The sequence below is a fragment of the Pseudoclavibacter sp. Marseille-Q434 genome (genome assembly GCF_050315415.1).
Classification (GTDB): Bacteria; Actinomycetota; Actinomycetes; order Actinomycetales; family Microbacteriaceae; genus Pseudoclavibacter.
Map to the genome: position 1 here is coordinate 58687 of NZ_JBNPQH010000006.1, position 14861 is coordinate 73547.

The window sequence follows — 14861 nt, forward strand, 5'->3', positions numbered from 1 at the left end:
GTGGGGCGCATCCATCACGGAAGTCGGACAGCGCCAGCCTGTCCGACGGCCTCCTAGGATGACGGCATGGTGAGCTTTGCCGACAAACCCATCCACGAGTTCACGATCGAGCAGTGGGAGGCGTTTCTCGCTGCCGACCCCGACGACGGCGGCGTGCGGCTGAAGCTGCGCAAGAAGCTCTCGAAGGCGCCGGGCATCACCTGGCAGGAGGCGCTCGAAGTGGCGCTCTGCTACGGGTGGATCGACGGCCAGTCGGCGCGATTCGACGACGACTACATGCTGCAGGCGTTCACGCCACGGCGGAAGAACAGCCCGTGGTCGCAGATCAACGTCGGGCACGTGGCCCGCCTCATCGAAGAGGGGCGGATGCAGCCGGGCGGCCTCGCGGAGATCGAGCGGGCGAAGGCCGACGGCCGGTGGGACGCCGCCTACCGGGTCAAGGACGCAGTGGTGCCCGCCGACCTGCAGGCGGCACTCGACGCGAACCCAGCCGCCCTCGCCTTCTTCGAGGCGATGAAGAAGCAGGAGCGCTTCCAGGTCATCTTCCGCATCACCGGCATCAAGACGCCAGCGATCCGCGCCGCGCGCATCCAGGACGTCGTCGAGAAGGCCGCCCGCGCGGAGCACCACTACAAGTAGGCGGCTCGCGGGCGCCCCCGCGCGCGACTGCCTCCCGCACCCGCCCGCTGCGGCGCAGACCTACGAAAAATGCATGCTCCCGGTGCAAGGAGCATGCATTTTCCATACGTGTACGCCCGGATGGGGCTGGGCGTTAGCGCAGCACGCGCTCCGCGATGAAGTCGCGCAGGAGCTGCTCGTCGTCGTCGAGCTCGACGACCCGCTGGGGCGCGTCGAGGAGCGCCCGCGTCTCCGCGTCGACCTCGACCTCGGCGCCGAGCGCCTCGGAGATCGTGTCGGCGAACTTCTGCGGCTTCGCGGTCTCGAGCACGAGCATGGGAACGCCGTCCTCGAGGTGCTCGCGCGCGACCTTCACGCCGTCGGCTGTGTGCGGGTCGATCGTGACACCGGATGCGTCGTGCACGCTGCGGATCGTCGCGAGACGGTCGGCGTGGGTGCTCGTTCCGCTGACGATGCCGAAGAGCGGCTCGAACGTGTGCTGCGCCACCGACAGGTCGATCTCGCCCGTCTCGGCCAGCTCGCTCCACGCGGCTGCCGTGCCCCCGCCGTCGCGACCGAGCAGCTCGAACACGAAGCGCTCGAGGTTCGACGCGCGCGACACGTCCATCGAGGGGCTCGACGTGGCGAGCGTATTCTCGGCGTTGCGCGGGCGGTAGAAGCCCGTGCGGAAGAACTCGTCGAGCACGTTGTTCTCGTTGACGGCGAGCACGAGCTTGCGCACGGGCAGGCCCATGAGCTTCGCGTACAGGCCGGAGAGGATGTTGCCGAAGTTGCCGGACGGCACCGCGAACGACACCTCGAAGCCGTCGCGAGCATCCGCCGACAGCTCGTCGGTGGCTCGCAGCCACGCCCACACGTAGTAGGCGATCTGGGCCGAGATGCGGCCGAAGTTGATGGAGTTGACGGCGCCGATGTTGTTGCCGCGCTTGAAGTCGATGTCTTCAGCGAGGCGCTTCACGAGGTTCTGGCAGTCGTCGAAGACGCCCTTGACGGCGATGTTGTGCACGTTCTCGTCCTGCAGCGAGTACATCTGCGCGCGCTGGAACGCGCTCATGCGGCCCTGCGGGGAGAGCATGAAGACGGAGACGCGCTCGCGTCCGCGCAGGGCGTGCTCCGCGGCCGAGCCGGTGTCGCCCGAGGTCGCGCCGAGCACGTTGAGCACGCGGTCGCGCTTGGCGAGCACGTAGTCGAGGGTCTGGCCCAGGTACTGCATGGCCATGTCCTTGAACGCGAGGGTCGGCCCCTCGGACAGGCCCACGAGCGTGAGCTGCGCATCCAGCTTCTGCAGCGGGACGACATCCTCGGAGGCGAAGCGGCCCTCGCCGTAGGCGTGCGCCGTCAGCTGCTCGAGGTCTTCGCGGGGGATGTCGGTCGCGAACAGCGCGAGCACCTCGGTCGCGAGACCGGCGTAGTCGAGCGGCCGCCACCGCTCGAGGTCGTCGTTCGTGAACTGCGGCAGCAGCTCCGGGACGGCGAGCCCGCCGTTCGGGGCGAGGCCCTCGAGGAGAACGTCGGAGTATGCGCCGAGCGTGCCGCCGCGTGTTGAGATGAATTGCAAGATCTGGCGCCTCAGTCGTCTGTCGTGCCGGGAGTGTGCGTCCCCATCGTATCGGGGCGGGTCAGTCGCGCGGGGTGCCCTTGACTTGCGGCGTAGGCCCGCCGGCCTGCACCTCCACTGCTCGCGTCTCGTCGACGAGGTCGGCGCGGCGCTTGCCGGCCGTGCCGACGGCGAACTGGTAGGCGACGAGCAGCAGCGCCAACCAGACGGCTCCGACCACGAGGGCGACGCGCGTGTTCTCGAACCAGCCGAGCACGCCGAGCACGAACACGAGGAACCCGAGCGTCGCCCACGATGCGTACGGCCACAGCGGCACGGGGAACTCGGATGCGCTGCGGCCGCCGCGTGCGATGTCCCGCTTCATCGCGATGTGCGAGCAGACGATCATGATCCACACCCACACCGTCGCGAACGTCGCGATGGACGCGATCACAAGGAACACGTCCTCGGGGATCACGGCGTTCATCCACGCGCCGACCGCGAGCGCCGCGACCATGAGCGCGACCGTCGCCCACGGCACGCCGTTCCTCGAGACGCGCAGGAACACGCGCGGCGCCTGCCCCTGCTCGGCGAGGCCGTAGATCATGCGGCCGGCCCCGAACACGTCCGAGTTGATGGCCGAGAGCGCTGCCGTGATGACCACGAAGTTCAGGATGTGCGGGGCCGCGGGGATCCCGAGGCCGTCGAAGATCGAGACGAACGGGCTCGCGTCTCCCGTGATCGTGTTCCACGGCGCGAGCATCATGATGACCGCGAGCGCGCCCACGTAGAAGAGGAGGATGCGCAGCGGCACGCTGTTGATGGCCTTCGGGATGACGCGCTTCGGGTCCTGCGCTTCACCCGCCGTGATGCCGATGATCTCGATGCCGCCGAACGCGAAGACCACGATCGCGAAGGAGGCGATGACTCCCTCGATGCCCATCGGGAAGAAGCCGCCCGTCGCCGGGTTGAAGAGCGCGCCGATGCCGGACGCATCCGGTGACTGGTTGCTGAAGCCGAAGATGATGATCGCGATGCCACCCGCGATCATGGCGATGATCGCCGTGACCTTGACGAGGGCGAGCCAGAACTCGAGCTCCCCGAATGCGCGCACGCCGAGCAGGTTGATGGCGGCGATGAAGAGGATGACGGCGACGATCCACACCCAGCGCGCGACGTCCGGGTACCAGAAGCCCATGTAGACGCCGAAGGCGGTGACGTCGGCGATCGCGACGACGATCATCTCGAACGCGTACGTCCAGCCGGTGATGAAGCCCCAGCGCGCGCCGAGGTAGCGGTTCGCGAACTGCCCGAACGAGCCGGTCACGGGGTGACGCACGGTCATCTCGCCGAGCGCACGCATCACCATGAAGACGGCGGCGCCGGCGATCATGTACGCGAGCAGCACGGCGGGGCCTGCGGCCTGGATCGCGGCCGACGAGCCGTAGAAGAGGCCCGTTCCGATCGCCGAGCCGAGCGCCATGAAGCGGATGTGCCGGGCCGTGAGCGCCCGCGCAAGCGGCCGCTTCTGCGTCGCCCCGGTGTCGATGCCGTTGTTCTCGACGGTGTTCATGCGCAGCTCGTGTCTCTCGTGGTTCCGGTGGCGCATCCACCCGACCGTCTCCTGCACCGGCGCGTCACCTGCGCGATCGTAGCGCCTCGGCCGCGCACCGAGCGCGTCGAGTTCCGGTCCTTGTGGAGAAGTTCCCGCGAGAACACCGAACCTGGCGTCGGCATACGGCTGCTTGCCCTAGGTTGGCGTCAAGCATCTGCTCCCGCCTGAGCGGGACGTCGAGGAGGACACCATGCCAGAGACACTTCCGCTGCCCGAATCGCCCCGCCAAGGCGTCGAGCGCTTCGAGCTGACCGCCGTCCCCCTGGCGGTCGCGCGCTACGACAACGTCAGCATGGGCGACCTGCGCGCGCTCTTCGACACGACGTTCCAGGCGATGGGCGCAGCGATCGGGGCCGACAAAGTGCATCCGGCGGGGCCCGCGCTGGCCGTCTACCACGGCGACCCGTCGCAGACCTTCGACGTGGAGATCGGCTTCCCCGTCACCGAGTCGGTGCGGGAGAAGATCATCGTCGGCGACATCGCCATCCAGAATTCCTGGTTGCCAGCCGGTCCGGCGGCCGGTGCCACGCACCTCGGCTCGTTCGATGGCCTCGGCGAATCATGGGGTCGCCTGATGCAGGATGTCGCCGACTCCGGCGAGGCCCCCGGTTCGATGGTGGAGATCTACGTCACCGAGCCGAGCCCCGACATGAACCCCGACGACCTGCGCACCGACCTCATCGTGTCGCTCGCCCCGCGCGAGTAACAGCGGGCGCCCGAGCCGCAGACCTGGGCCGCGCGCATCCGCTTTCCGGCGAGCGGATGCGCGAGCCCGACGTCTGCGCCGAGAAGTCCCGGCAAGGCATCAGACCTGTGGCAAGCGCAGCCGCTCAACCTGCAGCGGATGCGCAAGGCCCAGGTCTGGCAAGCGGCTCCGCTAGACGAGCTGGAGCGGAGGAGCCAGCCGGGCAGGAGCCAGCGGGCGTCGGGGCGCGGCTCAGACGCGGGTAGCGCCCTGGGAGGGGAGCACCTCGAACGTCGCCGGCTCCGTGAACCCCGCGGCGGCAAAGGCCTCGTGGATGCGCTGCGAGATGGAGGCGAGGTCGTCGCGTTCCACGAGCGCGATGGCCGCTCCCCCGAAGCCGCCGCCCGTCATGCGCGAGCCGATGGCACCTGCAGCGACGGCCGTCGATACCGCGAGGTCGAGTTCCGGCACGGAGATCTCGAAATCGTCGCGCATCGATGCGTGGGACTCGGCGAGCAGCGGGCCGATGCTGCGCGGGCCACTGTCGCGGAGCGCGTCCACGACGGCAAGAACCCTTGCGTTCTCGGTGACGATGTGGCGCACCCGGCGGAACGTCTCCTCATCCAGGACCTGCTCGGCGCGCTCCAGGTCGTCGACGGCCACGTCGCGCAGCGATGAGACGCCCAGCCCCGCAGCCCCGCGCTCGCACGAGGCTCGCCGTTCGGCGTAGCCGCCGTTCGCGTGGGCATGCTCGACGCGGGTGTCGATGACGAGCACCGCGAGCCCCTGCGCCTCGAACGCGAGCGGCACGATGGTCGACTCGAGCGAACGGCAGTCGAGCAGCACACCCGAGTCGCGCTGGCCGAGCAGCACCGCCGACTGGTCCATGATCCCGGTCGGGGCGCCGACGGCCTCGTTCTCGGCGAGGCGCCCGATGCGAGCGAGTGTCCGGCGGTCGAGCCCGAGGCCCCACAGCTCGTCGATCGCGACCGCAACGGCCCCCTCGAGGGCGGCGGATGAGGACAGCCCTGCCCCGAGGGGCACATCCGACTCGACGTGCAGGTCGAGCCCCCGGGCTTCGCTGAGGTCTGCGCCCAGCTGGCCCGCGGCCCAGATGACCCCGAGCGCGTACGCGGACCAGCCGCCGAGCGCATCCGGCGCCAGATCGTCGATGGCGACCTCCTCGACGCCGTCGCGGAGGCCGCTCGAGACGCGGACGATCCGGTCGTCGCGCAGCCTCGCGGCGACCACCGTGTGCCGGTTGATCGCGAACGGGAACACGAAGCCCTCGTTGTAGTCGGTGTGCTCGCCGATCAGGTTCACTCGGCCCGGCGACGACCACAGGCCGTCTGGCGCGCCGCCGTGGATGCGCGCGAACGCATCCGTCGCCGCCGTCGCCAGCTCTGGCCGGGTCACGCTGCGTCCACCTTCGCGAGCGCCGCGCGCAGGAGGCCCGCCGTGGCTTCAGGCGGGACGTCGCCGATGAAGGCCCCCATCGCCGACTCGGAACCGGCGAGGAACTTGAGCTTGTCCTCCGCACGCCGAGGCGAGGTGATCTGCAGCATGAGCCTGACGTCATCCCGATGCGAGTTGACGGGCGCCTGGTGCCACGCGGCGATGTAGGGGGTCGGGGTGTCGTAGATCGCGTCGAGGGCGCGCAGCACGCGGCGGTACTCGCGGGCGATCTCGTCGCGCTCCTCTGGCGTCGTCTCGGCGAGGTCGGCGACGTGGCGGTGCGGGAGCATGTGCACCTCCAGCGGCCACCGCGCGGCGAAGGGCACGAAGAACGTGACGTGCTCGCCGCGGATGAGCATCCGCTCGGAGGCCTGCTCGAAGTCGAGGATGTCCTGGAAGAGCGTCGGCCCGTACTTCTCGACAGAGCGGATGAGCGCAGCAGTGCGCGGCGTGACGTAGGGGTACGAGTAGATCTGGCCGTGCGGGTGGTGCAGCGTGACGCCGATGTCCTTGCCGCGGTTCTCGAACGGGAAGACCTGCTGCACGCCGGGCAGCTGCGAGAGCGCGGCGGTGCGGTCAGCCCATGCCTCGACGACCGTGCGAGCGCGCGAGAGCGAGAGCGAGGCGAACGACCCCTCTGATTCGGGGCTGAAGCAGACGACCTCGCATCGGCCGATCGACGGCTTCGTGCGGCCGAGGCCAAGGGATGCGAGTTCCTCGAGCTCGCCCTCGGGGCTGAAGCCGTCGCCGGCGAGCGTCGGGCCGAAGGAGGGCGACTTGTTCTCGAACACGGCCACGTCGTAGTTGCTCGGCACCTCGGTGAGGTTCGCCGGGCTCGAAGGCGCCAGGGGGTCGAGGTGCTTGGGCGGCAGCATGACGCGGTTCTGGCGCGCCGCGGCGATCGAGATCCACTCACCGGTGAGCGGGTCCTGGCGCATCTCGGCGACCGGCGGACGATCGGCAGGGATGCGACTGTCGAGCGCGCGCTCGGGGTCGAGGGTCGTGTCGGCGTCGTCGAAGTAGATGAGCTCGCGACCGTCGGAGAGGAGCGTCTCGCGCTTGACGATGTTGTTGGTGAGGGAGTGCACGCTCCGATTACGCCACTTTCGTTTTCGAAAGTCAAGCGTGAATCTGCTTGCGAAGGCGTAAGCTGTGGATCGTGGTGAACAACGAGACGACCCCAGACCGCCCCGCGGAGGCGCGCAGAGCCGACGTGGTCGCGCTCGTCAAACGTACCGGCTTCGCCAGGGTCGCTGACCTGAGCCGCGAGCTCGGCGTCTCGGAGGTCACCGTTCGCTCCGACCTCACGGCGCTCGAGCGCGCGGGGGTCCTCGGGCGGGTCCACGGCGGTGCGATCTTCGGCCACGGGCCCGCCGGCCTCGAGACCTCCTTCGAGACCGCGCAGCAGAGTGCCGCAGACGAGAAGCGCCGCATCGGCGCCGCCGCGGCAGCGCTCGTCACGAGCGGCTCGAGCGTGCTCCTCGATGTCGGGACGACGACCACGGCCGTCGCCGAGGCCCTGCTCGTGCGGGAGGATCTCGACGACGTCGTCATCATCACGAACGGCCTCTCGATCGCGCTCGCCCTCGAGTCGGCCATCCCCCGCTTCACGGTCGTCGTGACCGGCGGCACCCTGCGCCCGCTGCAGCACTCGCTCGTCGCGCCCTACGCGTCCGCGATGCTCGAGCGCATCCACACCGACCTGGCCGTCATCGGCTGCACGGGCGTGCAGGTCGGCGCGGGCGTCACCAACGTGAACCTGCCGGAGTCCGAGCTCAAGCGGGCCATGCTCCACGCAGCCGACCGCTCGGTGGTCGTCGCCGACGCCAGCAAGCTCGGCCGCGCCCACGTCGGCGTGATCGGCGCCCTCGACGAGTTCGAGAGCCTCATCACGGGCACCGAGGCAGACGCGCGCGAAGTCGAGGCACTGCGCGCTGCCGGCTGCGACGTGCGGCTGGTTTAGCAGCCCCGCGCTCGGTCCGCGCCGCCAGCGTCCATCCACACCCCTTCGCGCGGGCGCCCCCGAACGCCGTAGACTCGTCCGGTGCGGACACGCCCCGACTTCTCCGCATCGCGCCGCCAGAAGGAGCCTCGCCAGTGAGCAGCCAGACCACCCACGTGCCAGACACCGTCGACAACGCGAAGGCGACTCCCGAGAAGGAACAGCCGTACGGCGCCCTCGGACTGAAGCCTGACGAGTACGACAAGATCCGCGAGATCCTCGGCCGCCGCCCCACGTCGGGCGAGCTGGCCATGTACTCGGTCATGTGGTCGGAGCACTGCTCCTACAAGTCCTCGAAGAACTACCTGCGCCAGTTCGGCCAGAAGGTCTCCGACGAGATGAAGAAGAACCTCATGGTCGGCATGGGCGAGAACGCGGGCGTCATCGACGCCGGCGAGGGCTGGGCGGTGACCTTCAAGGTCGAGTCGCACAACCACCCCTCCTACATCGAGCCGTTCCAGGGAGCCGCGACCGGTGTCGGCGGCATCGTCCGCGACATCATCTCGATGGGTGCCCGCCCGGTCGCGGTCATGGATGCGCTGCGCTTCGGCGCCATCGACGAGGCCGACACGGCGCGGGTCGTGCATGGCGTCACGAGCGGCATCTCCTTCTACGGCAACTGCCTCGGCCTGCCGAACATCGGCGGCGAGACGTGGTTCGACAGCGTCTACCAGGCGAACCCGCTCGTCAACGCCCTCGCGGTCGGCGTGCTCCGCCACGAGGACCTGCACCTCGCGAACGCGCGCGGTGCAGGCAACAAGGTGGTGCTCTTCGGCGCCCGCACGGGTGGCGACGGCATCGGCGGCGCCTCCATCCTCGCCTCCGACTCGTTCGACGAGAAGGGCCCCACGAAGCGCCCCGCCGTCCAGGTCGGCGACCCGTTCGCCGAGAAGGTGCTCATCGAGTGCTGCCTCGAGCTGTTCCGCGAGAAGGTCGTCGAGGGCATCCAGGACCTGGGCGCCGCCGGCATCTCCTGCGCGACGAGCGAGCTCGCCGCGGCCGGCGACGGCGGCATGTACATCGAGCTCGACAAGGTGCTGCTGCGTGACCCGAACCTGACGGCTGAGGAGATCCTCATGTCGGAGAGCCAGGAGCGCATGATGGCGGTCGTCGCGCCCGACAAGCTCGACGCGTTCATGGCGATCGTCGACAAGTGGGACGTCGAGACGAGCGTCCTCGGCGAGGTCACCGACACCGGCCGCCTCGTCATCAACTGGCGCGGCGTGGAGATCGTGAACGTCGACCCGCGCACCGTCGCGATCGACGGCCCCGTCTACGACCGCCCCGTCGCCTACCCGGCATGGATCGACGCGCTGCAGGCTGACACCGCATCCGCACTCCCCCGCCCGCAGTCGGGCGAGGAGCTCCGCGAGCAGGTGCTCGCCCTCATCTCGTCGGCGAACCTCGCCGACCCCGAGTGGATCACGCAGCAGTACGACCGCTACGTGCTCGGCAACACGGCCTTCGGCACGCCAGAGGACGCCGGCATGGTGCGCATCGACGAGGAGTCCGGACTCGGCTTCGCGATCAGCCTCGACGCCAACGGCCGCTACGCGCAGCTCGACCCGTCCGCGGGCGCCAAGCTCGCCCTCGCCGAGGCGTACCGCAACGTCGCAGCCACGGGTGCACGCCCGGCCGCCGTCTCCGACTGCCTCAACTTCGGCAGCCCCGAGAACCCCGAGGTCATGTGGCAGTTCGCGCAGGCCGTCGAGGGCCTCGCCGACGCGTGCCTCGAGCTCGGCATCCCCGTCACGGGCGGCAACGTGTCGTTCTACAACCAGACCGGCGACGTGCCCATCCACCCGACGCCTGTCGTCGCCGTGCTCGGCCTCATCGACGACGTGGCCCGCCGCGTCCCGTCCGGCTGGCAGGAGGAGGGCGACAACCTCTACCTCCTCGGCACGACGCTCGAAGAGCTGTCCGGCTCCATCTGGGCCGACGTCGTGCACGGTCACCTCGGCGGGCTGCCCCCGCAGGTCGACCTCGAGCGCGAGAAGGCACTCGCCGACCTCGTCATCGGAGCAGGCCAGCAGGGCCTCCTCACCTCGGCGCACGACCTCTCCGAGGGCGGCCTCGCGGCGGCGATCGTCGAGTCTTCGACCCGCTTCGGCGTCGGCGCGCGCATCGTGCTCGACGGCCTCATGCAGAAGGAGGGGGTGGATGCGGCTACCGCGCTGTTCAGCGAGTCGGCCGGGCGCATCCTCGTCTCCGTCCCGCACGACGACGACGTGCGCTTCCAGGCGATGTGCGAGGCGCGCGACTTCCCCGTCACCCGCGTCGGCGTGAGCGACGGCATGGGTGCCGACGCGAAGCTCGAGGTCCAGGGCCTCTTCGAGTTCACGCTTGCCGAGCTCTCCGAGGCGCGCGGCGCCACGTTGCCGAAGCGCTTCGGCGACGTCGTCGGACCGAACTCCGCGCCGATCTCCGCCGCCGTCGCGGCTGCGATCTCCTGAGGACCGCCGCGCTGTGAGTCTTGGGATGGGTTCCTCGCTTCGGGATGGGTTGCTTCCCATCCCGAAGCGAGAAGCCCATCCCGAAACTGTTGAGGCGGGAGCGAGGCAAGCGGCGGCCGGAGTCTTTGAAGCGGTCGTCGCCTCAGCCGCATCGGCCGGCTTCGCGCTTGACGATGGGCAGCGGATGGTCGCCCTACGTCTCGCGGGCCTCGGCGCGCAGATCGTCGAGCGCGAGGCGCGTGCGGCCGGGGAGACCCATCCCGGTGAGGACGAGGCAGATCACGCCACCACCGCTCCTCCCCATTCGGCGCCCCCGCGCGGGCTCTACCTGTGGGGGCCGGCGGGCCGCGGCAAGTCGTGGCTGCTGGATGCCTTCTACGACGCGGTCCCGATCGAGCGGAAGCTGCGCGTCCACTTCCACTCGTTCTTCAACGAGCTGCACTCCCGCATCTTCGCGAACCGCGGCTCGGACAGCGTCTTCGCGAATGCTGTCGAAGAACTGATCGGCGATGCTCACCTGCTGCTGTTCGACGAGTTCCACGTGCACGACCCCGGCCACGCGACGCTGCTCACCGGCCTGCTGCGGTATGCGCTCGAGCACGGCATCACGGTCGTCGCGACCTCAAACTACCCGCCGCACGGCCTCCTCCCGAGCCCCGTCTACCACCACATCTTCGAGCCGGGCATCGAGCTCATCGAGCGTGAGCTCGACGTCGTCGAGCTGACTGGCGACGTCGACTACCGCCGCTCGCGAGCGGCAACGGTCGAGCGCCGGGGATTCGCGACCGGGTCGTGGACTCACGTGCCGAGCGCCGCATCCACCGCTACCCGCCCGTCGACCGCCGAGGCGACGAGCCTCGAACTCGGGGGCCGAACCTTCGAGGTCACCGCCGTGCGCGGGCGCGAGCTCTGGGCGACGTTCGCGGAGCTGTTCGTCGCGAAGACGTCGTCGCTCGAGTACCTGCAGTGGGCGCGCGACTTCGACACGTGGCACGTGCTCGACGTCCCGCTCCTCGCCTCGGTCGGCCGCGATCCACAGCAGCGCTTCGTCACTGCGATCGACGTGCTCGTCGACTACGACATCGAGGCGCACTTCTCCGCGGATGCGTCGTTCGAGGAGTTCGTGGCCGCCGCCGCGGGCCGCGCCGACGCGTTCCGCATGGTGAGCCGCCTGCACCTCCTGGAGCGCTAGGGCCCGACGTTCGGAGAGTTCCGCGCCCGTCGCGAATCACGATTCGATGCCGGGCCTGCGAGGTGCACCTCGAATTCACTAGGCTCGTCGGGCAAGCAGAGCGCTTGTCGTCGCACGCGCACCCGCTCACGACGCTCTTGGGGGATTCTCAATGACGACATCCACAACAACCGAGGTCAAGCCTCGCGAGCAATGGACCGGCCAGACCGGGTTCATCCTCGCCGCCATCGGCTCCGCCGTCGGGCTCGGCAACATCTGGCGCTTCCCGGGGGTGGCGTATGAGAACGGCGGGGGCGCGTTCCTCATCCCGTACCTCGTCGCGCTCATCACCGCGGGCATCCCGATCCTCTTCCTCGACTATGCGATCGGCCACCGGATGCGCGGGGCCGCACCGACCGCCTTCCGTCGCGTCGCGAAGTGGATGGAGAGCCTCGGCTGGTTCCAGGTCTTCATCTGCTTCGTGATCGGCCTGTACTACACGGCGATCATCGCCTGGGCGCTGAGCTTCTTCGTGCTCTCGTTCAACCTCGGCTGGGGCGACGACCCGGCGGCGTTCTTCACCGGCGACTTCCTGCAGCTCAGCGACCCCGGGGTCTCGATGCAGTTCGTGCCCTCGGTCCTGATCCCCCTCGTCGCCGTCTGGGGAGTGACGATCTTCGTGCTCGCGGCGGGCATCGCGAAGGGTGTCGAACGCACGAACTTCATCTTCCTGCCGCTACTGCTCGTCTCGTTCCTCATCCTCGTGGTCCGGGCGCTCTTCCTGGACGGCGCGGCAGATGGGCTCAACGCACTGTTCACACCCGATTGGGTCGCGCTCGGCGACCCGAGCGTCTGGATCGCCGCGTACAGCCAGATCTTCTTCTCGCTGTCCATCGCCTACGGCATCATGGTGACCTACTCGTCCTACCGGAACCGTCGCTCGAACATGACGTCCCCGGGACTCGTCGTCGCCTTCTCGAACTCGTCGTTCGAGATCCTGGCGGGCATCGGCGTCTTCGCGACGCTCGGTTTCATGGCGCATCAGCAGAACGTCGCGGTGGGCGAGCTGGAGGGGCTGACCGGCCCGATCCTGTCGTTCGTGACCTTCCCGGCCATCATCTCGGAGATGCCAGGCGGGCAGATCTTCGGGGCGCTGTTCTTCGGGTCGCTCGTCATGGCGGGATTCACTTCACTGCTGTCGATCCTGCAGGTCGTCTCGTCAGCGTTCCAGGACAAGTTCGGCTGGTCGCCTCGCAAGGCGGCGGTCATTCTCGGCAGCGTGAGCGCCGTCATCTCGATCCTCCTCTTCTCGACGACGACGGGCCTCATCGCCCTGGACACGGTCGACATGTGGACGAACAACATCGGCATCATCGCGTCCGCCATCGCCACCTGCGTCGGCGTCATCTGGGTCGCCCGCCGCGGCGAGGAGATGCGGCTGCACCTCAACTCCGTGTCGACGTTCCAGGTCGGCAAGTGGTGGCTCGTGCTGACGGGCATCATCGCGCCGGTCGTCCTCACGTACATGCTCATCGAGCAGATCAGGACGCTCATCGTCGACGGCTACGAGGGCTACCCGCTCTGGTACATCGGCGTGTTCGGCTGGGGCGCTGTGCTCGTGATGCTGCTCGCGAGCGCGGTCATGACGTTGATCCGCTGGCGCAACAGCCCAGACAAGTTCACCGCCTGGCCGACGTCGGCTGAGCTGCGCGAGAAGGAGACGGCCCGATGACCCCAGAAGCCATCACGATGCTCATCGTCGCGATCGGGATCGTATGGGGCGGATGCGCCGCCTCCGTCATCGCGCTCCGTCGGCACCCGGAACGCGCCGACTATCCGTCGGGTGGTCACGACGACGGCCGAGCCGAACACGCCCCGGTCACGCACGACACCTGATCGGCGAGCCTCGGTTCTTCTCAGCACCGAGAGAACCCCGCCCGCGAGTCTCTCGCGGGCGGGGTTCTGCTTGTACGACCGCGCCGCTCAGCCCTGCGCCTTGCGCTGCCAGACGCCGAAGCGGTTGCCGAGCGGGTCGCGGAGGTGCGCGAACTTGATGGTGCCGTTGTCGACCAGCGGCATGACGGTCTCCCCGCCGTTGGCGGCCGCCTGCTCGAGCTTCGCCTCGATGTCGTCGACCTCGACGTAGAAGACCGCCCAGCTGCCACCGACGACGGTGCTCGAGTCCCAGAGGCCGCCACCGTTGCCAGCACCGTCGACCATGCCGTAACCGCCCGGCTCGAGCGAGCCGAACGTCCAGCCGAAGGTGTCGCCATAGAAGGCCTTCGCGGCCTCTGGGTCGGTGGTGCCGATCTCGAAGTAGTTCACAGTGTTCGACATGGTCGTTGTCCTCTCGTCCGGATCAGCCGCCGCGCCCTTGCGCTGCGGCGCCGGCCTCGTGCGCCGGTGATCCGATGGTGAGGTCTCACACAGTGTGAGAGTCAAACCGCGATCGGCACGTTCACCTCGGTGACCCAGTTCTCGGGGTTCGGGTCGCGGCCGGGGCCGCGCACGTAGACGTTGAAGATCGGCCCGACTCTCGTGCGCTGCTGATCGGCAACCCAGGCACCCGCGGTGGCAGTCGCCTCGTTGATCGTCTCGAAGCCGCCCCGATGTGTGACCGTCGCGACGCGCTGCTCGGGAAGCTCGACGACCTCATACCCATCCGGCACGGAGGCGCCGCGGTACTCGCGCCAGATCGCCATCTCGACGTCGGCATCGCGGTACTCATCGTCGAAGTAGGTGGCACCGCCCACGTCGCCGAAGGCCTCCGGGTCGCGGGAGGTGAGCTCGGCGACCGGGCCGCGGAAGTTGCCCCAGAGTGACCCCTCAGACGGGTAGTCGGCGACGGTCCGCCGCAGGTAGAGCACGCGCAACGCCGGGAACGTGCGCTCGACGACGTCCAGCCGCCGCGCTCGCGCCTCGAGCTCCCCAAGCAGGTTCACTGCGAGCGCCTGCTGCTCGGCCACCCGTCGTGCCTCTGCCTTCAGCTCGTCGAGGTGCGATTGCAGCCGAAGCCGCAGCAGGTCAGGCGAGTCGAAGAGCGGCAGGAGCTCGGCGATCGCCGGGATCCCGCACCCCGAGTCGCGGAGCATCCGCACCCGCCCCGCGTCCCGCAGCTGACCGGGTGCGTAGCGTCGGTACCCGCTGAACTCGTCGACCTCGGCCGGCGCAAGCACGCCCCGCTCCGCATAATGCCGAAGCATGCGCACGCTCAACCCCGAGTAGCGCGAGAACTCGCCGATGCTCATCAGGGTTCCGGGAAGCTCACGGTTCATGCGCCAAGTCTGGCACCGGGTTCCATCTG

Annotated in this window: 13 protein-coding genes; 7 read left to right on the forward strand and 6 right to left on the reverse strand. The window is 69.1% G+C overall.

Going from position 1 to position 14861, the window contains the following annotated elements; translation table 11 throughout:
- Positions 1-66 precede the first annotated feature (66 nt).
- A complete protein-coding gene (locus ACQFZP_RS17580; RefSeq protein ID WP_211892260.1) occupies positions 67-639 on the forward strand; it encodes a YdeI/OmpD-associated family protein in 573 nt (190 codons plus the stop codon).
- Positions 640-772: 133 nt separating this feature from the next.
- On the opposite strand, the gene thrC is transcribed toward ACQFZP_RS17580, so the two are convergent.
- Both thrC and ACQFZP_RS17590 read right to left on the reverse strand, forming a co-directional pair.
- Positions 773-2197, reverse strand: a complete 1425-nt coding sequence (thrC, locus tag ACQFZP_RS17585) for a threonine synthase (protein WP_211892261.1) — start codon at positions 2195-2197, stop codon at positions 773-775.
- A 61-nt stretch (positions 2198-2258) separates the two neighbouring features.
- The gene (locus ACQFZP_RS17590; protein ID WP_104310595.1) at positions 2259-3749 is read right to left on the reverse strand and encodes an amino acid permease; all 1491 of its coding nucleotides are present in this window, start codon (positions 3747-3749) and stop codon (positions 2259-2261) included.
- Between the two features lie 232 nt (positions 3750-3981).
- On the opposite strand from ACQFZP_RS17590, the gene ACQFZP_RS17595 reads away from it, so the two are divergent.
- The gene (locus ACQFZP_RS17595; RefSeq protein WP_211892262.1) at positions 3982-4497 is read left to right on the forward strand and encodes a GyrI-like domain-containing protein; all 516 of its coding nucleotides are present in this window, start codon (positions 3982-3984) and stop codon (positions 4495-4497) included.
- Between the two features lie 231 nt (positions 4498-4728).
- On the opposite strand, the gene galK is transcribed toward ACQFZP_RS17595, so the two are convergent.
- A complete protein-coding gene (gene galK / locus ACQFZP_RS17600) occupies positions 4729-5892 on the reverse strand; it encodes a galactokinase (RefSeq protein ID WP_374100777.1) in 1164 nt (387 codons plus the stop codon).
- The gene (gene galT, locus ACQFZP_RS17605) at positions 5889-7019 is read right to left on the reverse strand and encodes a galactose-1-phosphate uridylyltransferase (RefSeq protein WP_258067828.1); all 1131 of its coding nucleotides are present in this window, start codon (positions 7017-7019) and stop codon (positions 5889-5891) included. The genes galK and galT overlap by 4 nt, the downstream gene beginning before the upstream one ends.
- A gap of 71 nt (positions 7020-7090) precedes the next feature.
- On the opposite strand from galT, the gene ACQFZP_RS17610 reads away from it, so the two are divergent.
- The 5 genes from ACQFZP_RS17610 (at position 7091) to ACQFZP_RS17630 (ending at position 13453) form a co-directional block, all read left to right on the forward strand.
- Entirely contained in the window at positions 7091-7894 is an 804-nt protein-coding gene (locus tag ACQFZP_RS17610) for a DeoR/GlpR family DNA-binding transcription regulator (protein WP_307852981.1), read from the forward strand.
- A 134-nt stretch (positions 7895-8028) separates the two neighbouring features.
- Positions 8029-10386: a phosphoribosylformylglycinamidine synthase subunit PurL gene (gene purL, locus ACQFZP_RS17615; protein ID WP_211892263.1), complete on the forward strand. Its 2358-nt coding sequence runs from the start codon at positions 8029-8031 to the stop codon at positions 10384-10386.
- 25 nt (positions 10387-10411) lie between these two features.
- Positions 10412-11578, forward strand: a complete 1167-nt coding sequence (gene zapE / locus ACQFZP_RS17620) for a cell division protein ZapE (protein ID WP_211892264.1) — start codon at positions 10412-10414, stop codon at positions 11576-11578.
- 151 nt (positions 11579-11729) lie between these two features.
- The gene (locus ACQFZP_RS17625; RefSeq protein WP_104310367.1) at positions 11730-13289 is read left to right on the forward strand and encodes a sodium-dependent transporter; all 1560 of its coding nucleotides are present in this window, start codon (positions 11730-11732) and stop codon (positions 13287-13289) included.
- Entirely contained in the window at positions 13286-13453 is a 168-nt protein-coding gene (locus tag ACQFZP_RS17630; protein ID WP_104310366.1) for a methionine/alanine import family NSS transporter small subunit, read from the forward strand. The genes ACQFZP_RS17625 and ACQFZP_RS17630 overlap by 4 nt, the downstream gene beginning before the upstream one ends.
- Positions 13454-13540: 87 nt before the next feature.
- On the opposite strand, the gene ACQFZP_RS17635 is transcribed toward ACQFZP_RS17630, so the two are convergent.
- Complete coding sequence (locus ACQFZP_RS17635; RefSeq protein WP_211892265.1) at positions 13541-13894, reverse strand: VOC family protein; 354 nt, start codon at positions 13892-13894, stop codon at positions 13541-13543.
- Between the two features lie 101 nt (positions 13895-13995).
- The gene (locus ACQFZP_RS17640) at positions 13996-14832 is read right to left on the reverse strand and encodes a MerR family transcriptional regulator (protein ID WP_211892266.1); all 837 of its coding nucleotides are present in this window, start codon (positions 14830-14832) and stop codon (positions 13996-13998) included.
- Positions 14833-14861: the final 29 nt, after the last annotated feature.